Raw genomic sequence first — 21,282 nt, 5'->3', positions numbered from 1 at the left:
GAGGGCGCCTCGCCGCGGGTGCACCGGGCAGCGGGACACGGCCCGACCCGGGATCAGTCGCCGGTGAGGACGACGAGCCGCTGCGTGGCGCGGCTCATGGCGACGTACCGGTCGACGGCGCCCTCGATGCCCGCGCCGAACCGGTCGGGGTTCACGAGGACGACGAGGTCGAACTCGAGTCCCTTCGCGAGCTCGGGGGTGAGCGACCGGACGCGTGGCGTCCCCGCGAACGTCGGGTCGCCGATGACGCACGCGACGCCCTCGGCGTGGGCGGCGAGCCAGTCGTCGAGCACCGCGCCCAGCTCGGCGGCGTGTCCGTGGACGACCGGGACACCGGTGGAACGGACCGAGACGGGCACGTTGGCGTCGGGCAGCACCGAGCGGATGACGGGACCTGCCTCCGCCATGACCTCGGCGGGCGTGCGGTAGTTGATGCCGAGCGTGGCGAGCCCGATGCGGTCGAAGCCGATCCGCTCGAGGCGCTCCTGCCAGGACTCCGCGAAGCCGTGCCGGGCCTGGGCGCGGTCGCCGACGACGGTGAAGCTGCGCGACGGGCAGCGGCGCAGCAGCATCTGCCACTCCGCGTCGGACAGCTCCTGGGCCTCGTCCACGATGATGTGTGCGAACGGCCCGGCGAGCACGTCGGGGTCGGCGGCCGGCTCCGCGTCCTCGTCGAGGAGCGCCTGCCGCAGGTCGTCGCCGCGCAGCATCATCAGGCTGCTCTCGGGGTCGTCGTCGGTCTCGATCAGGTAGTCGACGACCCGGTCCATGTACTCGCGCTGCTCCGCGAGAGCGGCTTCGCGGCGGCGCGCGCGGGCGGGCGCCTCGGGGTCGCCGACTCGCAGCCGGGCGGCGTCGAGCAGCGGCAGGTCGGACGTCGTCCACGCCTGCGGTTCGGTGCGCTGCAGACGGCGCACCTCGTCGGGGGAGAGCCAGGGGGCGCACATCCGCAGGTACGCGGGGACCGTCCACAGATCGCCGACGGTCTCGCGCGGATCCAGGATCGGCCACGCTCGGCGGAAGGCCGTGCGCAGGTCGGCGTTCCGCAGCAGCGACGCGCGGAGCGTCGCGGGCGGCGTGTCCTCGTCTCCGAGCCGGTCGGCGAGGATGGTGAGGAGCTCCTCCCGGACCTCCTGCTGCGCCTCGTTGTGCGGCGTGGCGGGATCGGCCGCGGCGAACGCCTCGGCCCAGTCCGCGGCGGTGAGGACGACATCGCCCCGGTCGGTCTCGACGACCAGGTCGTCGGTCGGCGGCTCCTCGTACAGCCGGACGGCCGGCTCGATCGCCGTCGACAGGTCGGCGGACGCCTTGAGCCGCGCCACCTCCGGGTCGGTCTCGGGGACCGCCGCGGCGCCTTCGGGGAGCAGGTCCCGCAGGGTGCAGGTCCGGACGCCCTCCTCGCCGAGCGCGGGGAGGACGTCGGCGACGTAGGCCAGGTAGGGCCGGTGCGGGCCGACCACCAGGACGCCGCCCCGGCCCTCGCCCATGCGGGGGTCGGAGTACAGCAGGTACGCGGCGCGGTGCAGCGCCACGACCGTCTTGCCCGTGCCGGGGCCGCCGTCCACGACGAGCGCGCCGCGGGAGTCCGCGCGGATGATGGCGTCCTGGTCGGCCGCGATGGTGCCGAGGACGTCTCGCATCCGGGCCGAGCGGACGGCGCCGAGGCTGGCGATGAACGCCGACTCGTCGTCCAGCGCGGCGTGTCCCTCCAGGCCGTCGGGGGTGAATGCCTCGTCCCAGTAGTCGGTGATCCGGCCGCGTGCCCAGCGGTAGCGGCGGCGCCCGGCCAGGCCCTGCGGGTTGGCCCGGGTCGCGGCGAAGAACGGTTCGGCGGCGGGGGTGCGCCAGTCGATCAGCAGCGGCTCGCCCGTGCTGTCGGTGAGGCCGACCCGTCCGATGTAGACGGGCTCCGGATCGTCCACGCGGACGATCCGGCCGAGGCACAGGTCGAGACCGGACCGCCGCAGGATGCGCAGCCGGGCTGTGAGGCGATGGATCTCCAGGTCGCGGTCGAGCGCCTGCCTGCCTTTTCCGCCGGGGTCACGCCGCAGCGCGTCGAGCTGTCGGGTCAGCTCGGCGACCTGTCGCGCGAGGGTCGCCGAGATGAGGGCGAGGTGCCGCGCATCGCGGGCGATCAACGCCGGGTCGGCCTTGGCCGACAGGTGCTCGGGAAGGGCGAAAACGCCGGTTGCCGGTGGGGTCACGTCATCAGCTCCCAGATTGGATCGGACGTCGATTCTGCGCCTCCCCCCGGGCCTTGCGGCAAGCCCCCCTGTGCGTTGTACGTTGGAAGTGGAAAGAGCCGCTCGGCTCGTTCGCGTGGCCGTCGGCGCTGGTCGCGAACCCCTCTCCCCCTTTCGCTCCCCGGTCACGTTTCCGCTTCTGAGGGCCATGTTCGCGGGCGTGGCACGCGGTCTGCCGCGAAGCGGTGGAGTGTGGCAGAGTTGAGACGCAGCGTGCGTGACGGGCACGGACATCGGCGTTCGGCCGAGCCGCTGAGGTGGTTCCCAACGGAGGGGTTTGGACGATGGCAGCGAAGATTCTCCTTGTCGGTAGCGTGATGATGGACCTCATCCTGCGGTGCGAGCGCGCACCGGAGCCGAGTGAGAGTGTCCTCGGGCACGACTACCGCAATGCTCCCGGCGGCAAGGGCAGCAACGCCGCCGTGGCGGCCGCGCGTGCGGGAGCGAAGGTCGTCGCGTACGCGACGGTGGGCAACGACTCGAACGGCGACTACCTGCTGGACCGCTGGAAGGACGAGGGCGTCGACACGACCCACGTGCTGCGCCGCGACGGCAACACCGGATTCGTGGCGATCACGCTGGAGGACAGCGGCCAGAACCGGCTCATCATCTTCCCGGGTGTGAACATGGAGACCCCGCCCGACGAGTTGGAGAAGGCGTTCGACGACGGCTGCGACGCGGTCCTGCTGCAGTTCGAGATCCCGTCCGAGACCAACAAGCGGGCGATCGAGCTGGCCAACGAGCGCGGGATCATCACGGTCCTCGACGCCGGCCCGGTGCGGGCGAACGCCCTGGACGGCCTGCCGCCGGTCACGATCCTGTCGCCGAACGAGACGGAGACGAAGGCGCTCGTGGGCGTGTACCCGGGGGATGACGCGACGTGCCGCGAGGCGGCGCAGAAGCTGATGGAGATCAACCATCCGACGTACGTCGTCCTCAAGCTGGGCGATCGCGGTTCGTACATCTACGGCCAGGGCATCGACACCCTCGTCCCGACGAACAAGGTCGACGCGGTCGATCCGACGGCGGCCGGTGACGCGTTCACCGGAACGCTGGCCAAGGCCTACGTCGAGCTGAACGGCGACATCGTCGCGGCGGCGACGTACGCCAATGCGTCCGGCGCCCTGACCTGCACGAAGCTCGGCGCTCAGCCGTCGTTGCCGACGGCCGCCGAGATCGACGCCTTCCTGGCGGCGCACGCCTGATCGTCGTCAGCGTGGAGGGTTGTTGTTGGTAGTCCAACATCAACCCTCCACGTTGTGTGTCCGGCCCGTCAGGCCTGGAGTTCGCGCGCCTGGGAGCGCACCTGTCGAAGAGCCCAGAGCGCCCCGCCGGCCGCCCCCAGCGTCACGGCCGAACAGGTCGCGAGCAGAGCGGCCCAGGGCACTCCCGCGGGGTCGTACCACCCCGGGAGTGCGAAGAGGATCAGCGGCACGGGGACGACCGCCCCGACGGCGGCGGCCACGAGCGCGGGGACGACGACGAGCCCGGTGATCCACAGGGCGACGTGCGTGATCCAGGCCCGCGACAGCCCGAGTGCCCGGAGCCCGGAGAGGGCGGGCGCGAGAACCTGGAGTTCCAGCCGCAGGGACAACGCGGCGAACAGCGCGAAGCCGAACCCGAAGGCGACGGCCGCGAGCTGGAGCCACAGCGGGATCCCCCACGGCTGCACCGGGCGGTGGTAGTCGAAGTCCGCGGCGAGCCCGGTGGTGTCGACGTAGTGCTCGGCAGCCGCCAGTTGCTCGTCGGACAGGCCGTAGAAGACCTTGTACACCTGGACCCCGTCGCGCGGGGCGGCCACCTTGTCGGTGAGGACGATCCCCGAGAAGAGGACGGATCTCTGCCACGCCGGCAGCGGGTGGGCGAACGCGGTGGCCTGCGCGGTCGTCTTCCCGTCGTTGAAGCTCAGCTCGACGGGGCCGCTCACGTCCTGGACGAACACGATCTCGCCGCGCGCCAGCGCCTCCTGCCCCTGCGTGCTGAGCTGAGGGAGGAGCCGCCGGGCCTCCTCGACCGAGGCGACGGACACGACCGGTCCGTGACCCTGGACGTAACCGACGTGCGTCAGCTCGATGGACGGCGGGTCGCCCATCGCGGCCATGAACGCCGACACCGCGTCGGCGGGGATCGTCGTGCCGTCGACACGCGTGACGGTGGCGACGGCGGTGCCCGCCGGAACAGCCGGTTCGTTGATCGCGTCGACGCCGGCGGCGGCGGCGGAGCTCATGGTCAGCATGGCCGCGATGAGCCCGACGCCGAGGGCGAGGCTGCCGGTGAGGGCGTCGGTCCGGGCTCGCTGCTCGCCGATGATGCGCGCGGCCAGCGCCCGGGGGCGCACACCGCGCCGCAGTCGCGGCAGCGCACGGCTCAGGAGCCACGGCAGGCACAGTGTCGCGGAGACCACGGCGAGGGCGGAACCGAGCGCGAGCAGCAGGCTGGAGCGCGAGAACATGCCGATCGCGAGGAACGCCAGGAATGCCGCTCCGGCGAGCGTGAGCGCCGTCTCGTCGCTGAGTCGCTGCCGCCTGGCCCTCGCCCGTGCCGCAGCTCGCCCGGACAGGGCGCGAACCGGCAGCAGCAGCCCGAGCGCCACCCCCACCGCGGCCATCGCCCCCATCGCCGCGAGCACCCCCGTCGGGATTTCCAGCGGGGCGATCGGCTTGCCGCCGTTCAGCTCGACCAGACCGGGACGAGCGGCGAAGGCGATCCCGACGCCGACGACCACGCCTGCGGCGCACGCGAGCGCGGCCGCCGCCACGAGGGCGAGAGCCAGGCTCGCGGCGACCGGGCGGCGCGGCACGCCCACCTGCCACAGGATCGTCGTCTGACGCGCGAGCCAGCGCCGCAGCCGCACGACGGCGGCGAGGTTCACTCCGAGCACGACGACGAAGGACGGCCAGGACGAGGTGGCGTTCTGCTGATCCACCTCGAAGGCGTCATCGAGGATCTGATCGCGCGACAGCGAATAGACGACACCCTCTTGGGCGAGCGCGGCGGCCGTCTCGGCCGGGTGAGGGGACATCCATAGGTAGGCGGTGGAAGCCCTCAGGCCATCCGCCAGATAATCGGGCACGCTCCACGAAGCCCAGGTCCCGGGGGCGCACAGCACCATGGCGTCGCGCGGGTCGAAGACATCGCGAACCCGGCCCACGAGAGTGAGTGCGAAATCGCCCGGAACCAGCCGCACCTCGGTCAGGGAGCCGCTCGCGATGCATTCACCCGCCTGCTGCGGCCACCGGCCCTCCAGGAGCTCGTACCGCCCCTCGATCGTGATCGACGGTGGGGCGGTCTCGATGAAGAAGAGCTGGGTGGGCCCGTCCGACGTGATCGCATCGAGGCGTGTCACGAGTTCGGGAACGACGGTGGTCGCCCCGTGCTCGCGCGCGGCGCGTTCCCACTCGGTGGACCCGGTTGATCCGGGGGCGACGCGGTGGATGGGAGACGTTGTCTGGCCGTCAGCGCCGCCCAGAGTCTGCGTCGCCTGCTGCTCGGGGCTGAGAGGCAGGCTGAGCAGCGCCGTCGTGATGGCGCACAGCACGCCCGTGACGAGCGCGAGCCCGACCACCGTGGAGCGCAGCAGGGACGATCGCGTCAGCAGGCGGGCAATGAATCCGCTAGTGCGCCACATGGGGAACCAGCCGTCCGTCGGCAAGATCGAAGGACTGATCGGCGACGTCGGCCGCGCCGGGATCGTGGGTGCCCAGCAGCACCGTGATCCCGTGCTCGCCAGCCAGGCTCCGCAGCGTCGCGAACAGGGCTCGCGTTGTCGTCTGGTCCAGCGATCCGGTCGGCTCGTCGGCCAGCAGCAGGCTCTTGTGGCCGGCGATGGCCCGGGCCACGCCCACCCGTTGCCGCTGCCCGCCCGACATCTCGGCGGGCATCCGGTTCGCCAGTTCGCCCAGCGAGACCAGCTCCAGACATCGCATCGCCTCGGTGTCCGCCTCGGCCGGCGTGAGACCCTGCGCCACCAGCGGCAGCGCGATGTTCTCCTTGGCCGTGAACTGCATGATCAGGTTGTGGTCCTGGAACACCACGCCGATCCGGGTGAGTCGCAGGTGTGCGTACTCGGCGTCCTTCAGGGTCGTGCAGTCGGCCCCCAGAAGCTCGACCGATCCGCCGTCGGCGGTCAGCAGGCCCGCCAGGATCGAGATCAGCGTCGTCTTGCCCGACCCGCTCGCACCGAACAGGCACGTCAGCGTGCCGGGTGCGGCGAGGAGGTCCGCGCCCCGCAGGACGTGGACCTCCTCGGCCGGTGTCGCGAAGGTCTTGACCAGGCCCCGCGCTACCACAGCGTCAGTCATCCGCTCAGCACCTCGTGGTCGTGCCGAGAGCGAACGAACTCGTTGTCACCAGGCGCGAAGAACGCCGAGTCGGGGCGGGTGTTCGTCCTGTGATATCTGCCCGTGTCGGCGGTGTCGTCCCACCGGGTTTCACCGGTACCGTCCTCATCGGGAACTCCTTTACGGGGTCGGGGGTGAAGAATTCCTCGCTGCGATGTGCGGCCGTGACGTGAAGCTAACATGCGCCATGAGGGGCGTCAAACGCCAAGTTCTGTGGGCTTTACGATGCGGCCGGACGTGAATGCCGGGCTCTCCGCCCGGCGTTTGTTTCTTTTCGCTCTGACTAGGGCGAGCGTTTTGTTCCGGCGCTGAACGACCTCCCGAGGCGGGTTTATGGCGCATCGAGAAAAAGAGTGAGTGAGGCGTCCGATGCGTGCTGAAGGCACCCCGCGTCCGCAAGGTCCGGTCGCAGGAGGGTCGCCGACGCGTCCATGGCCAACTCATAGGCGCCCGACAGCCCAGACCCCGGGTTTCACAGGGATGCCCCGTCATCATCGAGGAGGGAGTGCTGCGCCGTCGACCGCGGATCCGGCAGTGCCCTGTGGACACATCGCAGGAGGGCGTTTACATGGCAGGGTTCTGGCGGGGCCGGTCCTCGAAGAAGGGGGCGTCACGCGGGCCATCGCCCGACAGTGCGGCGGCCGCCGACACGGCGGCCGCGGACGGCACGACGGACGCGGACGCGACCCGGACACGGCGCTGGCCGCCGTCGAGGTGGTCGCGCCGCACGAAGATCCTCGCCGGCGTCACGGCCGGCGTCCTCGTCCTGGCCGCCGGGGGAACGACCGCCTGGGCGCTGACCCGCCCGAAGGCCGAGGAGACCACGACGACCGAGGTGACCGCCACGGCCGAGAAGACCACCCACGAGACCACCGTCACGGCGACCGGCACCCTCGCGGCCCAGAACGAGAGCTACCTCTCGTTCCCGTCGCAGGGCACCGTCACAGCCGTCAAGGTGTCGGTCGGGGACAAGGTCACCAAGGGACAGGTCCTCGCGACGCAGGACACCACGAGCCTCGAATCGGCAGTGACCGAGGCCCAGGCCGCCGTCGACTCCGCCGACTCCACCCTGGAGGCGTTGGAGGACGACTCCGACTCCACCGACGAACAGATCGCCGCCGCCGAGGCGACACTCGCCGCGGCGAAGACGAAGCTCGTCTCGGCCGAGGAGAGCCTCGACGGCGCGACGATGACCTCACCCATCGCCGGCGTCGTCGCCGAGCTCAACATCACCGCCGGCGAGACGTCGTCCGGCGGCACCTCGACCACGTCCGGTCCCGGCGAGACGTCCGGCTCGTCGTCGACCGGCGACGTCATCGTCGTGGACACCACGAAATGGCAGGTCGAGGCGAGCGTGAGCATGTCGGACGTCGCCGAGCTCAGCAAGGGACTGTCCGCAGAGATCGTCCCCGACGGGTCCAGCGAGACCCTCGACGGGACGCTGAAGACGATCGACGTGGTCGGCTCCAGCTCCACCTCGGGAACAGCGACCTTCCCGATCGTCGTCGTCATCGACGGGACGCCGAGCGGCCTGTACATCGGAGGCTCCGCCGACGTGACCGTCGTGCTCACCTCGGTCGAGGCGCTCACCGTGCCCACCGCCGCCGTCACCACCGAGGACGGGCAGGCCTACGTGACGGTCCGCGCCGACGGCACCGACACGAAGACGGCGGTCACCGTGGGCCGCACCTTCGGGACGAGCACCGAGATCACCGAAGGGCTGAACGACGGCGACGAGGTCGTGTACACGAGCACGTCCGGCGCCCGCGGCGGCGGGCAGATGCCCAGCGGCAGCCAGACCGGAGGCTTCCCCAACGGGGGAATGGCGAGCGGCGGCGGCATGCCGGCGGGCAACGGCGGCTACGCGCAGCCCCAGTCCGAACAGAGCCGGTGACATGGCAGCCATCGTCGAACTCGCCGGCGTGCGCAAGACCTACACCTCGGGCACGCTCAGCGTGGACGCGCTGCGCGGCATCACCGCGACCATCGACCAGGGCGAGTACGTCGCCATCATGGGCCCGTCCGGCTCGGGGAAGTCGACCCTGATGCACATCCTCGGCTGCCTCGACGTGCCCACGGCGGGCACCTACCACCTGGCCGGCGAGGACGTGTCCGAGATGACGGAGACCGAGCTGGCCGACGTCCGCAACCGTCGCATCGGCTTCGTGTTCCAGCAGTTCAACCTGCTGGCCGGGATGTCCGCCTGGCACAACGTCGAACTGCCCCTGCTCTACGCCGGCGTGCATCGCACCGAGCGCCGGGACCGCGCACTGGCCGCCCTGGAACGGGTCGGGCTCGCCGACCGCAGCGCCCACCGACCCGGAGAACTGTCCGGCGGACAGCAGCAGCGCGTGTCCATCGCCCGGGCACTGGTCACGAACCCCGACATCATCCTGGCCGACGAGCCCACCGGCAACCTGGACTCGGTATCGACCCGGGACGTGCTCGGGCTGCTGGACGACCTCCACCGGCAGGGGCGCACGATCATCCTCATCACGCACGAGTACGACGTCGCCGAGGTCGCCGAACGGCGACTCGTCATCCGTGACGGGCTGCTCTCCGATCAGCCGGTCACCGCCGCGGGGGTGACGCCGTGAACCTCGCGGAGACCTTCCGGACGGCGTTCAACGCCATCGCACACCGCAAGCTGCGATCCGCCCTCACGATGCTCGGCATCCTCATCGGCATCGCGTCGGTCATGCTGACCGTGGGCCTGGGCACGGGCGCGCAGCAGTCCGTCACCGACCAGGTCAACAAACTCGGCTCGAACCTGCTTCTGGTCACCCAGGGCACCGGCACGGGCCTGTCGACGAGCGGCACCCAGACCCGCACGATGCAACGGTCGAGCGAGTCCGTGTCGCTGACGCTCGCCGACGCCGACGCGCTCGCCGACCAGACCGCGAACCCCGACATCGCACGCGTCGCCCCCGTGTCGACATCGTCCACCACCGTGACGGCGACCTACCGCGACACGACGAACTCGTCCACCGTGTCGGTCGTCGGCACCACGACCGACTGGCAGGTCATCCGCAACAGGACCCTGGCCTACGGGCGGTTCTTCACCGCCAACGAGTCGACGATCCAGTCCCGCGTCGCGGTGCTCGGCCCGACGACGGCCGAGACGCTCTTCGGCAGCGGCGTGGACCCGGTCGGGCAGTCCGTCACGATCAACAGCCAGTCCTACGCCGTCATCGGCGTGCTCGACGCCATCGGGACGACCCTGTCGGGTGACGAGGACGACCTCGTGGTGATCCCGGCCGGGACGTACGCCGCGAACCTGACCTCGTCGTCCAACATGAACAACGTCACCACGATCTACCTGGAGGCCACGAGCAGCGAGACGCTGAGCGCGGCGTACCAGCAGGCGACCAACACGATGATGTCGCAGCGTGGGGTGAACGCCGCGACGCAGAACTTCACGGTGTCGAGCCAGCAGGCCCTCGTGGACACGCTCAGCTCGCTGACGGCCATCCTCAGCGCCGTGCTGGGAGGCATCGCGGCGATCTCGCTGCTCGTGGGCGGCATCGGGGTCATGAACATCATGCTCGTGAGCGTCACCGAACGCGTCCGGGAGATCGGCCTCCGCAAGGCGCTGGGGGCGACGCCCCGGTCGATCCGGTGGCAGTTCCTGGTGGAGGCGAGCCTGCTCGGGCTGATGGGCGGCGGGCTGGGCGTCGCGCTCGGCTTCCTCGGCGCCTACGTCATCCCGAAGGTCATCAGCCAGCCCGTCGTCATCTCCCCCTGGGCCACCGTCCTGGCCCTCGGCGTGTCCCTGCTGATCGGGGTCGTCGCCGGTGTGTACCCGGCAGCGCGCGCGGCGCGTCTTGCCCCCATCGATGCCCTGAGGAACGAGTGACCATGGCACGTCGCAAGAACAAAGGAATCGCCGTCTGGTCGGCGCTCGGCGTCGCGCTCCTGGTGAGCGGCGTCGTCGGGTACCAGGCGCTCGCCGTCGGGACCGGCGCCGCGTCCTACTCGGTCGTGACCGTCGGGTCCCATGCGATCGAGCAGACGCTGACCGCGACGGGGACGGTGCACCACACGAACCAGGTGGCGCTGTCCTTCCCGACGTCGGGGACGGTCAAGACGGTCTCCGTCTCGGCCGGCGACACCGTCACGGCGGGGCAGACCATCGCGACGATGGACACGACGAGCCTCGAAGCGGCCGTCACCTCGGCGCAGGCCGACTATCTCTCGGCGGTCGCGACGCTGGCCGTCAACGAGGCGACCTACGAGGGGACGTCCAGCAGCACGTCCTCCAGCGCCACGGCGTCCAGTTCGGCCTCGACCTCCGGCGGTTCGGGATCCTCCGGCTCCGGCTCCTCGTCCGGGACGCAGGCGTCGGCTCCCTCCTCGTCGGGGACGGGCGGGTCCTCCTCCGGCTCCGGGACGCGTCCCTCGTCCGCGTCGAGCAGTACAGGGACGAGTGGCGGCACCTCCTCGGTCGACGTGGATCTGACCGACGTCACCGAGCCGCTGCTGACGGCGCTCGACACCATCTCGCAGCAGGTCACCGACGTCGTCGGCGCGTGCACCGCGGCCGGTGCGACCGTCACGGTCACGGTCACGCAGACCGTCACCGTCACCGTCACGGAGACGTCCTCGCCGACGGCGACCGCGACCGACTCGCAGACGTCGGCGTCACCGTCCGCGACGTCCACCGCGTCGGGCTCCGCCTCACCGACGGCGACGGCGACCGGGTCCGGCTCCGCCACCCCCACCTCGACCGCCACATCGGGCGCCTCCCAGGAGTGCACCACGGCGGTGGCCGCGCTGAACGCCTCCACGCAGGCGCTCCCGGCGAAGCTCGCCGCGGTGCAGACCGCGATGAAGACCGCGCAGACCGCGCTGGAGAAGCAGGCCGCGGCGCTGCGCACGCAGGCGGCGGCCGTGTCGTCGCAGGCCGCCGAGCTGACCGCCAAGGCGGCCGAGCTGGAGCAGCAGGCCGCCCAGCTCCAGAGCCAGTCGGCGTCCCTGCAGTCCCAGACGCAGCAGACCGCCACCAGCGTCGGCTCCGCGGTGAGCGCGGCCGGCTCGGCGCTGGGCGGCTCCTCGGACTCGTCGTCGGCCGGGGGCGCCGGCGGCCAGAGCCAGGAGGTGACGGAGGCGACGCTCATCACCAACAGGGCGTCGGTGGAGACGACGCGGGTCGCGCTCCAGCAGGCGAAGGACAATCTGTCCGCGGCGACGATCACCGCGCCGATCGCGGGGCGCATCGCCAGCATCCCGTTCGTCGCGGGCAAGAACACGAGCACGTCGGACCAGGTCGTCCTCATCGGCGACGGCGCGATCGAGGTGTCCGTCCCCATCTCCTACAGCGACATCGCCACCGTGACCGTGGGGCAGACGGCCCGGGTGACCAATCCGTCGACGTCGGAGACGCTGGAGGGTCAGGTGACCCGGATCGGGCTCCTGCCGAGTTCGACGTCGAGCGGGACGTCCACCGGCAGCGGGACGTCGACGTCGTCCTCCACGACCTCGTCGACGACGTACCCGGTGACGGTCCTCGTCGCGACGGGCGGATCGTCGCTGGCGGAGTCGACCCGGGTGTCCACGTCGATCGTGACCGCGTCGGTGACGGCCGACGTCGCGATCCCCGCGTCGGCGTTCACCCCGTCGACGACCGAGACGAACAGCGGAACCGTCTCGGTCGTCAGCGGCGGGACCGCCACGGAGAAGACGATCACGGTCGGCGCCCAGGGCGACGGCTGGATCGAGGTCGTCGAGGGCCTGTCGGCCGGTGACGAGGTGTCGGTGGCCGACCGGAACGAACCGCTGCCCGAGGCGTCGGTGTCGAGTTCGACGCCGAATGCCGAGCAGGAGGGCCCCGGCGACATGAGCGGTCAGAGCGGGGGCGGCGCTCCTCCCGGTGGCGGGATGGGCGGCGGTCAGCCTCCGCGGTGAGCGGCGCGGCGTCCCGGCGCCGCGCCCGCCCCGGGGGAGACGGGCCCGGCGATCTCGTGTCGCCCGCGTTACGGCTCGGCTCGGATCGCGTTACACCTCGACCTGGAGGCGTCCAGAATCGCGGGGTCCCGCGGACGCCGTGACATGGTCGGCTCAGGAGGACGTACCCGACGGGGAAGGGGCGAAGCGTGGAGCGCGTGGACGTTGTTGTCGTGGGGCTCGGCTCGATGGGGTCGATGGCGTTGTGGCGGCTGGCGGCCGCCCGGCCCGATCTGAGGCTGCTGGGGATCGAACAGTACGGCGGCGTCCACTTCCACGGGGCCTACGCGGGCGAGTCGCGGCTGTTCCGTGTGGCCGCGAAGGAGGGCCGCATCTACACCCCGCTGCTGGTGCGCTCCCGTGAGCTGTGGACCGAGCTGGAGCAGGCGTCCGGCCGCGAGATCCTGCTGAAGGTGGGGGCGCTGAGCGTCGGCCCCGCCGGTCATCCCGACCTCGATGCCACCCTGCAGTCGATCTCCGACCACGACCTGCCGCACGAGACGATGGACGCGGCGGAGTTGCGCGCCCGGTACCCGCAGTTCCACATCGAGGCGGACGATGTCGGTGTCCTGGACGTCCTCGGTGGCGGTACCCGCTCCGAGGTGGGAGTGCTGGCGGCCACGGGCGAGGCGATCCGGCTGGGTGCGGCCGCCCGGTTCGGCGTCCAGGTGGACGGGATCGACGTCACATCCGACGGGGTGCGCGTCGCGACGAGCGAGGGGGACGTCCTGGCCGACCGGGTGGTCGTGACGGCCGGGCCGTGGACGACGCGTGTCCTGCCCGACCTCGCGGACCTGCTGACGGTGTCCACGTATGCCCTCACGTGGTTCATGCCCCGCCACATCGAGCGGTTCACGCCGGACCGCTTCCCGGGGTTCATGCGGGATCTCGGAGGCGTCCACGCGTTCGGGGTGCCCACGCTGGACGGCTACAGCATCAAGATGTGTCCGCAGGTGGATCTCGACGAGGTCGCCGACATCGCGGCCCGCCCGCCGGGCCTGGTCCGCGAGCAGTTGGTGTGGGTCGGCGAGCAGGCGGTGCGGATGATCCCCGATCTCGTGCCCGAGGCCGTCCGGTGGTCGGTGCACTCCGACTCGAAGACGGCGGCGCGGATGCCGGTGATCGACACCGTCGCCGACGGGCGGATCGTCGTCGCCGCGGGCATGAGCGGCAACGGGTTCAAGTTCGCTCCTGTCTACGGGCAGGCGCTCGCCGAGGTGATCCTCACCGGCGACAGCGAGTGGACGCGGCCGCAGTTCACGGCCGCGTCCCATCGGGAGGCCGCCGTCCCGGTGTGAGGTCGAAGCCTGGCGAGCGGTGCGCCCTCTCTTGTTGAGAACCGTTATCATTAGCGTGTGATCGGATCGTCACCGGGCAGCAGGCCGCGTACGCCACGCATCGCACCCGTTCCCGTGATCGGCCTGACGGGCTACCTCGGAGCGGGCAAGACCAGCGTGCTCAACCACCTGCTGCGATCGGCCGCGCGCATCGGGGTCGTCATCAACGACGTCGGTGCCGAGAACGTCGACGCCGCGCTCGTGTCCGGCTACGTCGGCGAACCGGGAGCCGTGGCCGGCGGGTGCCTGTGCTGCGCACCCGACTCCACCGCCCTCGCGGACGCCCTTGATCGGCTCTCCGATCCGCGGACGGCCCTCGATGCCATCGTCGTGGAGGCCAGCGGCGTCGCCGAACCGGGTGCACTCGCCCGCGTCGTCGGGGCGGCCTGCGGCCCGCGCGCCCGCCCGGCGGGCATCGTGGACGTCGTGGACGCGGTCGAGCACTTCGACACGGTGGACCGGTTCACCGCGCCGCCGCGGCGGCATGCCGCCACCTCGCTGGTGATCGTCAACAAACTCGACCGGGTTCCGCCGTCCCTGCGGCGCGACGTCCTCGACCGCATCGAGGGCCGAGTGCAGGCGCGCAACCCGCGAGCCGTCGTCGTCGGAGCGATCCGCGGGAGGGTCGACCCCGCGCTCCTGCTGGACACGGCGGACATCGTCGTCGCGCAGCCGTTCCTGTGGGAGGCCGAGGACGTCGCCCCGCCCGGCGCGGAGCCGGTGGACTGGCACGGGCACAGCCGGGCCGATGTGGTGACCGAATCCCCGCCGGGGCCGGTCGACCCCGGTCGACTCGCGCGCCTGCTGGAGACGCCGCCCGCGGGCGTGTACCGGCTGAAGGGGATCCTGCACGTCCGCGCCCCCGCCCGGCCGACCCGCTTCGCGGTGAACGTCGTCGGCACGAACGTCCAACTCGCCGCGCTGCGCGGGCGCGAGGCGGCCTGTCCCGACACCCTCGTCGCCATCGGGCCCCGGCTCGACGCGTCGGCGGTGCGCAGCAGCATGCGGGCGGCGCTCCGGGCCTCCGCCGACCGGGCGTCGGCAGGGCAGTGGGCACGGCTCCGGCGCTACGTCGAGCGCGTCCCCGCCTGACGGAGGACCTCCTCGGCGGGGTCGCGGCGCCCGGGCGTCGTCAGGCTCCGCCCGTGCCGGTGTCGCCGCCGGGCCCCTCCGCCTCGCCCTCGCTCGCATCGGCCTGGTACACGTCGGGGATGCCGTCCGCGTCGGCGTCGACCGACTCCTCCTGCTCGATCACGCGGTAGCGGCGGTTCCGGACGGTCAGCAGGACCGACGCCAGGCCCGCGGAGACGACCGAGGCGAGCAGGATCGCGACCTTGGCATAGCCGTGCTCGGGGGACGACGCGTCGAAGCTCAGGTCCGCCACGAGCAGCGAGACCGTGAAGCCGATGCCGCCCAGCATGCCCACGCCGAGCAGGTCGACCCAGCGCAGCGACGGATCGAGGCGGATGCGGGACAGCCGCGTCGTGACCCACACACCCGCGACGATGCCGATCGGCTTCCCGACGACCAGCCCGGCCACGATGCCGAGCGTCACCGGACTGGACAGGGCCGAGACGAAGCCGCCCCAGCCGCCCAGCGCCACCCCCGCGGAGAAGAAGGCGAACAAGGGCACGGCGACCGCGGTGGATAGAGGACGGAAACGGTGTTCGAACTCGCCCGCGAGCCCTCGGCTGTCGCCGCCGTCGGGGTGGCGCACGGGAACGGTGAACCCGAGAGCCACCCCCGCGAGGGTCGCGTGGATACCCGAGGCGTGCAGCGCCGCCCACGCGACGATGCCGATCGGCAGCAGGACGACCCACGCCGCCCAGGTCGCGCGCAGGAACCATCGACGGCCGCGCTGCACGACCACGGCGAAGACGGCGACGGCCGCGAGAGCGCCGGCGAGCGGCAGCGGGGAAAGATGATCCGTGTAGAACACCGCGATGATGACGATGGCGATGAGATCGTCCACGACCGCCAGCGTGAGCAGGAAGAGGCGCAACTGCCGCGGCAGATGGGAGCCGATGATCGCGAGCACCGCCACGGCGAACGCGATATCGGTCGCGGTGGGGATGGCCCAGCCGTGACGGTAGGCCGGGTCGGCCCCGGCGACGGCCAGGTAGAGCAGCGCCGGGACGGCCACGCCGGTCGCGGCCGCGGTCACCGGGACGAGGGCGGCGGCAGGGCGGCGGAGGTCGCCGGCGACGAACTCGCTCTTCAACTCCAGCCCGACCATGAAGAAGAACACCGCGAGCAGCCCGTCGGCGGCCCAGCCGCCCAGCGTGAGGTCGAGGTGGAGCCCCGCGGGACCGAAGGTCACATCGCGCAACGCGAAGTACGACGCCGCGAACGGGCTGTTCGCCCACACGATCGCTGCGGCGGCGAAGGCCACCAGGAGCGCCCCGCCCACGGTCTCCCGTCGCAGCAGGTCGCCGATGCGCAGCGCTTCGGCATAGCTCCCCCGGCGCGGAAAGCGCGAGGCGCGGGACACGGGCACGGGGAGCTTCTTCCTCTGGACGTGCGCACGGTCGGAGCCCGGCGCGAAGCCGTCCTCCAACCTACCAAGCCGGCTGCCTGACCCCGCGGGCGGGGGAGACCCACCCGCGTCCACTCGGTGGCCGGGACCGTGCGGGCAGGGACGGCCCCGCGAACCCCGTCCGAGGTGACCGGCCGCCCCCGACCGGCGACGTTCCTCTTCCCTGCCGGGTCGTCTGCTGGCTACCGTATGGACGTACCCGCAGTCGAGGAGGCGGCATGGGAATCGAAGACAACATCGACGAGACGGTCCAGCAGGTGTCCGACACCGTCGGCGACGTGACGGGCGACGGGTCCGCCGTGGCCGACGCGGCCGAGCGGATCGAGGGCGAGGCCAGTGAGGCGGCCGGCGATCTCGGCGACAAGCTCGCCGACGTGGCCGACGACGTGGCCGACGCTCTCGAGGACGTCGGCGAGAAGATCTCCGACGCGTTCGAGGGCCTGAAGGGGAAACTGTTCGGCAACGACTGATGGTCGCCGCGCCAGGCGCGGCGGCGAGACGAGGAGGGCGGGACGAGCAGTCGTCCCGCCCTCCCGCCGTGCGAGGGCCCAGCCGATAAGCTGACGTGAGGTTGGCCGACCCGCGCGCCCCGGGTCCTCTCAGCGCGAAGGAGTCTCCGTGTCCACCCGCAGTCCGCAGGATCGCGTCGTCCCCACCGAGCCGCCGACGGAGGTGGACGTCCGGCTCGTCGTGACCGACATGGACGGCACCCTGCTCGACGGTGCGGGCCACCTCCCCGAGGGATTCTGGCCGCTCCTGGCCGAACTGCACGAGCGGGGGATCGTGTTCGCGGCCGCGAGCGGACGACAGTACGCGACCCTCACGCAGCAGTTCGCACACGAGGCGGATCGGCTGGCCTACATCGCCGAGAACGGGACGATGGTCGTTCTCGACGGCGAGGTCGTGAGCCTTCACCCGATGGATCCCGACGACGTCCGGCGGCTCGTCGCGAAGACGCGGGAGATGCGCCGCGACGGGTACCGGGTCGGCGGGATCCGGTGCGGTCGCCGCTCCGCCTACATCGAGGCGTCCGATCCCGAGTTCGTCCGGCAGGTCGCGGTGTACTACGCCAAGAAGAAGATCGTCCCCGATGTCCTGGAGCCCGTCGACGACACCTTGAAGTACGCGGTCTTCGACGCCGACGACGCCGAGACCGGAAGCGGCCCCGTGCTGCGCGCGTTCGGGGCTCCGAACCAGGTCGTGGTGTCCACGGGGCACTGGCTCGACATCATGGCGCCCGGGGTCAACAAGGGAACCGCCGTGCGCGATCTCCAGCAGGCGCTGGACGTGACTCCGGCCCAGACCGTCGTCTTCGGCGACTACCTCAACGACCTCGAGATGATGTCCGCCGCCGACCACTCGTTCGCGATGGCGAACGCCCATCCGGCGATCATCGCCGCGGCGGGGCACGTCGCGCCGTCCAACGAGGACCTCGGCGTCGTCACCACGTTGCGGACGATGCTCGGCGGCTGACCCGCCGCCGGGTGCACCCTCAGGGGGACACAGCCTGCTGACAGGCAGGACCACAGTCGTTCCCGGGTGGGACGCCGGTACCCGAAACATCCCCACGGAGCGGATCAGGAGCCGATCCGCCTGACCCGCCGTCATCACTAGCGTGCTGGGCATACCGCCTCCGCTCCTCCGATCCGAAAGGCACCGACATGACCCTGTCCGCAGCAGTCGTCGAACTCGCCGCCTATGCGCGCGACCTCACGAAGGTGTACGGCTCCGGCCCCAACGCCGTCCATGCCCTCGCCGGGGTGGACCTCGAGATCGCGAGGGGATCGTTCACGGCGGTGATGGGGCCATCGGGCAGCGGGAAGTCGACCTTGATGCACTGCCTGGCGGGGCTCGACCGGGTCACCACAGGGCATGTGTACATCGGCGACTCCGACATCACGACGTTGCCCGACCGCGATCTGACACGACTGCGGCGCGACCGGATCGGGTTCATCTTCCAGGCGTTCAACCTGTTGCCCACGATGACCGGCCTGCAGAACATCGTGCTCCCGCTGGAGCTCGCCGGGCGCCGCGTCGACCTCGCCGCCGTCCACGTCATCACCGACTCGCTCGGGATCACCGACCGGCTCGGGCATCTGCCGAGCCAGTTGTCGGGCGGCGAGCAGCAGCGGGTGGCCGTCGCGCGCGCCCTCGTGTCCGAGCCAGATCTGATCTTCGCCGACGAGCCGACCGGGGCGCTCGACACGCGGACGGGCCGTGCGCTGCTGGAGTACCTGGCGCACGCGAGCTCGTCCCTGGGGCACACCATCGTCATGGTCACCCACGACCCGATCGCCGCCGCGTACGCCGAGCGAGCGATCATCCTGTCCGACGGCCGCATCGTGCAGGACATCCCCCACCCCACCAGCCAGGACGCCCTCGCGGCGCTGAACGATGCGGACGTCGCATGATCTCCGTCGCGCTCCGTGAGATCCGTCACCGCCCGCGCCGGCTCCTCGCGACCTGGGCCGGCATCGCCCTGTCGGTCGCGTTCCTCGTGGCGACGCAGATCCTCGCCCACACGGAGTTGGCGGCGCTGGCCAAGGTCGACCTGATCGAGGTGCTGGCGGCGGACTTCGTCGTGGCCGTCCCGCCGGACGCCGACCCCGACGCGGCGGCGGACCCGTCGAAGGCCCCCGCCGCCCTCGCGACCCTCACCGGGGCCGAGGTCGCGCCGGTCCTCAGCACCCTGACGTCGGTCGGGGAGGGCGGCGACTCCCAGTACGCGACCGTGACCGCGATCCCCGACAGCGAGGCACTGCGGTCCGGCCGTATCGTGTCGGGACGCTGGCCGACCGGAGCGACCGAGTTCGTGACCTCGCAGCGCGATGCCGAGGCCCTCCATCTGAACGTCGGCCAGTCCATCGCCGCCGGAGACCAGCGGTACACGCTGGTCGGTCTCACGGACGACCCGCACAGCGTGATCGGCGGGAGCGTGCATCTGCGCGTCCCGATGGCCGCGTTCAGCGACGTCTCCGCCTCGCAGTGGATCGTGAAGGTGCCCGACGGCATGTCGGTCACGGCCGCCATCGAGACCGTCAACAACGAGCTGGCCCGTCAGGGCGCCGGCGCGGTGAAGGCGATGCCGACGCCGCAGTACATCGATGCGGTCGTCGCGAGCCTGGCGCCCGGCGTGAACCCGCTCGAGATCATCGCGAACGCGTTCGGCGTCCTGTCGCTCGTCGTGGGCACGATCATGATCTCCACGACCTTCGCGATCCTGCTGGCCCAGCGGCGCCGGCAGATCGCCCTCATGCGGATGATCGGCGCGAGCACCGCCCAGGTGCGTCGCAGCCTGCTGGTCGAGGCGACCCTCGTCGGCGTCGTCGGGTCGCTGCTCGGGGTCGGGCTCGGGTTCGGGGCGGCTACCGGCGTCAGCGCGTGGAGCGGGTCGCTCGGCTTCGGTCTCGTGGTCCCGTGGATGTCGGTCGTGGTGTCGTTCCTCGCCGGCGTCCTGGCGGCCGTCGTCGCCGCGTGGGTGCCGGTGCGCCGCACGATGCGCGTCGCGCCCATGGAGGCGATCCGCGAGCAGGTCACCTTGCAGACCAGGTCGTTCTCCGTCGTGCGACTGGTGCTGTGCTCGGTCCTGACCCTCGGTGGCGTGGCGCTCGCGGTGGTCACGTTCCAGGCGGGAACCTACGCATTCTTCGTCGCCTTGGCCTCGGGCGCGTTGCTGGCGATCGGCATCCTGGCGGGGTCGCCGCTGTTCGTCCCGCCGTTGCTGCGCGGGCTGGGGGCGCTGGTCCGGCCGCTCGGGCCGGTGCCGCGCCTGGCGGCCGACAACGCGTCGCGGAACGCAACGCGGAGCGCGGCGACCGCGACGGCGCTCATGCTCGCCGTCGGGCTGGTCGTGACGCTCCAGGTCGCGACCGCCACCACCAAGGCGACCATGATCGACGAGATCGCCGCCGCCAACCCCCTCGACGTCTCGGTCTCCAGCGCGGGCCCGGCGATCCCCACGGCGACCGTGACGAAGCTGCAGGCCGTGCCCGGTGTCGCCGCCTCCGCGGTGTTGCACGGCGGTATCGCCGAGGCGCGGTCGAGCGACGGGGATTCGCTGTCGTCGATGCGCGTGTACCGCTACGACCCCGCGGTGGCCGACGTCCTCGCCGTGAAGGTCGACGTCGGTCCCGGCCGAGCCGTCGTCGGGTCCGGTGTCCTTCCCCCAGGCCAGAAGGAGGGAAACCTCACGCTGACCGGCGCGAGCGGGGCGGCGGTCGTCGTCCATGTCGTGACGGCCGACTACCTCGGGTACGACGAGCTGCTGGCCGACGCGGCGACGTTCTCCTCGCTGACCGCCGACGTCGGGCCGATGGCGGTGTGGCTGAAGGCGAACGACAAGAACGAGGCGGCGCCGCTCTACTCGGCGGTGCAGGACATCGTCGGCGAGGGGAGCGGACTGCAGGTCAGCGGCAGCCTCGTGTACGCGGCTCTCATCACGCAGGTGCTCGACGCCCTGCTGCTCGTCGCGACGATCCTGTCCGGGGTGGCCGTCGTGATCGCGCTGATCGGCGTCGGCAACACGCTCGGCCTGTCGGTGCTGGAGAGGACGCGCGAGTCGGCGCTGCTGCGGGCGCTCGGGTTGCAGAAGCGCGGGCTCCGCGCGTCGCTCACCGTCGAGGCGCTGCTCATCGGCGTCGTCGGCGTCGCGGTCGGGACGGCGGCGGGCATCTGGTTCGGCTGGTTCGCCAGCGCGGCGCTGATGGTGACCGGGGACTTCGCGGCCCCGGGCCTGACGGTCGACCTGACGACGACCGGCATCCTCGTGCTCATCGCCCTCGCGGCGGCCGTCGGATCCTCGGTGCTGCCGGGGCGGCGGGCCGCGCTGGCGACGCCCGTGGAGGCGCTGGCCGACGTCGACTGACCCGCCGGGACATTGCGTG

15 protein-coding genes are annotated in these 21,282 nt (G+C 71.6%); 11 read left to right on the top strand and 4 right to left on the bottom strand.

What is annotated here, in order from left to right:
* Positions 1 to 53 precede the first annotated feature (53 nt).
* Positions 54 to 2,204, bottom strand: coding sequence for an RNA polymerase recycling motor ATPase HelR (gene helR, locus G555_RS0102765; protein WP_028707679.1), 2,151 nt, complete (start codon positions 2,202 to 2,204; stop codon positions 54 to 56).
* A gap of 323 nt (positions 2,205 to 2,527) precedes the next feature.
* Here helR and G555_RS0102760 point away from each other — a divergent pair, with 323 nt between their 5' ends.
* A complete protein-coding gene (locus G555_RS0102760) occupies positions 2,528 to 3,448 on the top strand; it encodes a ribokinase (protein ID WP_028707678.1) in 921 nt (306 codons plus the stop codon).
* 68 nt (positions 3,449 to 3,516) lie between these two features.
* Here the strand turns inward: G555_RS0102760 and G555_RS0102755 are convergent, their stop codons facing one another.
* Together G555_RS0102755 and G555_RS17570 are read right to left on the bottom strand one after the other, a co-directional pair.
* A complete protein-coding gene (locus G555_RS0102755) occupies positions 3,517 to 5,871 on the bottom strand; it encodes a hypothetical protein (protein WP_028707677.1) in 2,355 nt (784 codons plus the stop codon).
* Positions 5,858 to 6,544 (bottom strand): ABC transporter ATP-binding protein, encoded by a 687-nt coding sequence (locus G555_RS17570; protein WP_036920879.1) that lies wholly within the window; start codon positions 6,542 to 6,544, stop codon positions 5,858 to 5,860. The genes G555_RS0102755 and G555_RS17570 overlap by 14 nt, the downstream gene beginning before the upstream one ends.
* A gap of 607 nt (positions 6,545 to 7,151) precedes the next feature.
* Between G555_RS17570 and G555_RS17565 the strand changes: the two genes are divergently transcribed.
* The 6 genes from G555_RS17565 (at position 7,152) to G555_RS0102720 (ending at position 14,955) form a co-directional block, all read left to right on the top strand.
* On the top strand, positions 7,152 to 8,477 hold the full coding sequence (locus G555_RS17565) for an efflux RND transporter periplasmic adaptor subunit (protein ID WP_084634616.1): 1,326 nt from the start codon (positions 7,152 to 7,154) through the stop codon (positions 8,475 to 8,477).
* 1 nt (position 8,478) lies between these two features.
* Positions 8,479 to 9,180: an ATP-binding cassette domain-containing protein gene (locus tag G555_RS17560; protein ID WP_036920876.1), complete on the top strand. Its 702-nt coding sequence runs from the start codon at positions 8,479 to 8,481 to the stop codon at positions 9,178 to 9,180.
* The gene (locus G555_RS0102735) at positions 9,177 to 10,439 is read left to right on the top strand and encodes an ABC transporter permease (protein ID WP_028707676.1); all 1,263 of its coding nucleotides are present in this window, start codon (positions 9,177 to 9,179) and stop codon (positions 10,437 to 10,439) included. Before G555_RS17560 ends, G555_RS0102735 begins: the two co-directional genes overlap by 4 nt.
* A 2-nt stretch (positions 10,440 to 10,441) precedes the next feature.
* Complete coding sequence (locus G555_RS0102730) at positions 10,442 to 12,487, top strand: efflux RND transporter periplasmic adaptor subunit (protein ID WP_036920873.1); 2,046 nt, start codon at positions 10,442 to 10,444, stop codon at positions 12,485 to 12,487.
* Positions 12,488 to 12,684: 197 nt separating this feature from the next.
* Positions 12,685 to 13,824 (top strand): FAD-dependent oxidoreductase, encoded by a 1,140-nt coding sequence (locus tag G555_RS0102725; RefSeq protein WP_036920945.1) that lies wholly within the window; start codon positions 12,685 to 12,687, stop codon positions 13,822 to 13,824.
* Between the two features lie 57 nt (positions 13,825 to 13,881).
* Positions 13,882 to 14,955 (top strand): CobW family GTP-binding protein, encoded by a 1,074-nt coding sequence (locus G555_RS0102720; RefSeq protein ID WP_156887398.1) that lies wholly within the window; start codon positions 13,882 to 13,884, stop codon positions 14,953 to 14,955.
* A gap of 40 nt (positions 14,956 to 14,995) precedes the next feature.
* Here G555_RS0102720 and nhaA read toward each other — a convergent pair whose 3' ends face one another.
* Positions 14,996 to 16,360: a Na+/H+ antiporter NhaA gene (gene nhaA, locus G555_RS17555; RefSeq protein ID WP_156887397.1), complete on the bottom strand. Its 1,365-nt coding sequence runs from the start codon at positions 16,358 to 16,360 to the stop codon at positions 14,996 to 14,998.
* A 257-nt stretch (positions 16,361 to 16,617) separates the two neighbouring features.
* On the opposite strand from nhaA, the gene G555_RS17550 reads away from it, so the two are divergent.
* The 4 genes from G555_RS17550 to G555_RS0102695 all read left to right on the top strand — a co-directional run bounded on the left by G555_RS17550 (position 16,618) and on the right by G555_RS0102695 (position 21,263).
* Positions 16,618 to 16,869 carry a hypothetical protein gene (locus G555_RS17550; RefSeq protein WP_036920871.1) on the top strand — a complete coding sequence of 84 codons (252 nt, stop codon included), beginning with the start codon at positions 16,618 to 16,620 and terminating at the stop codon, positions 16,867 to 16,869.
* Positions 16,870 to 17,017: 148 nt separating this feature from the next.
* Positions 17,018 to 17,872 (top strand): Cof-type HAD-IIB family hydrolase, encoded by an 855-nt coding sequence (locus tag G555_RS0102705; RefSeq protein ID WP_028707671.1) that lies wholly within the window; start codon positions 17,018 to 17,020, stop codon positions 17,870 to 17,872.
* A gap of 188 nt (positions 17,873 to 18,060) precedes the next feature.
* On the top strand, positions 18,061 to 18,810 hold the full coding sequence (locus tag G555_RS0102700) for an ABC transporter ATP-binding protein (RefSeq protein WP_028707670.1): 750 nt from the start codon (positions 18,061 to 18,063) through the stop codon (positions 18,808 to 18,810).
* On the top strand, positions 18,807 to 21,263 hold the full coding sequence (locus G555_RS0102695) for an FtsX-like permease family protein (protein WP_028707669.1): 2,457 nt from the start codon (positions 18,807 to 18,809) through the stop codon (positions 21,261 to 21,263). Before G555_RS0102700 ends, G555_RS0102695 begins: the two co-directional genes overlap by 4 nt.
* Positions 21,264 to 21,282: the final 19 nt, after the last annotated feature.

Source organism: Propionicicella superfundia DSM 22317, assembly GCF_000423465.1.
Lineage (GTDB): Bacteria > Actinomycetota > Actinomycetes > Propionibacteriales > Propionibacteriaceae > Propionicicella > Propionicicella superfundia.
This window is presented reverse-complemented; position numbering and strand designations above follow the sequence as displayed.

Excerpts from the sequence above, each read along its gene's own strand:
- G555_RS0102760 (WP_028707678.1), top strand. The coding sequence starts at position 2,528 with ATGGCAGCGAAGATTCTCCTTGTCGGTAGCGTGATGATGGACCTCATC.
- G555_RS0102755 (WP_028707677.1), bottom strand. The coding sequence starts at position 5,871 with ATGTGGCGCACTAGCGGATTCATTGCCCGCCTGCTGACGCGATCGTCC.
- G555_RS17570 (WP_036920879.1), bottom strand. The coding sequence starts at position 6,544 with ATGACTGACGCTGTGGTAGCGCGGGGCCTGGTCAAGACCTTCGCGACA.
- G555_RS17565 (WP_084634616.1), top strand. The coding sequence starts at position 7,152 with ATGGCAGGGTTCTGGCGGGGCCGGTCCTCGAAGAAGGGGGCGTCACGC.
- G555_RS17560 (WP_036920876.1), top strand. The coding sequence starts at position 8,479 with ATGGCAGCCATCGTCGAACTCGCCGGCGTGCGCAAGACCTACACCTCG.
- G555_RS0102730 (WP_036920873.1), top strand. The coding sequence starts at position 10,442 with ATGGCACGTCGCAAGAACAAAGGAATCGCCGTCTGGTCGGCGCTCGGC.
- G555_RS17550 (WP_036920871.1), top strand. The coding sequence starts at position 16,618 with ATGGGAATCGAAGACAACATCGACGAGACGGTCCAGCAGGTGTCCGAC.
- G555_RS0102700 (WP_028707670.1), top strand. The coding sequence starts at position 18,061 with ATGACCCTGTCCGCAGCAGTCGTCGAACTCGCCGCCTATGCGCGCGAC.
- G555_RS0102695 (WP_028707669.1), top strand. The coding sequence starts at position 18,807 with ATGATCTCCGTCGCGCTCCGTGAGATCCGTCACCGCCCGCGCCGGCTC.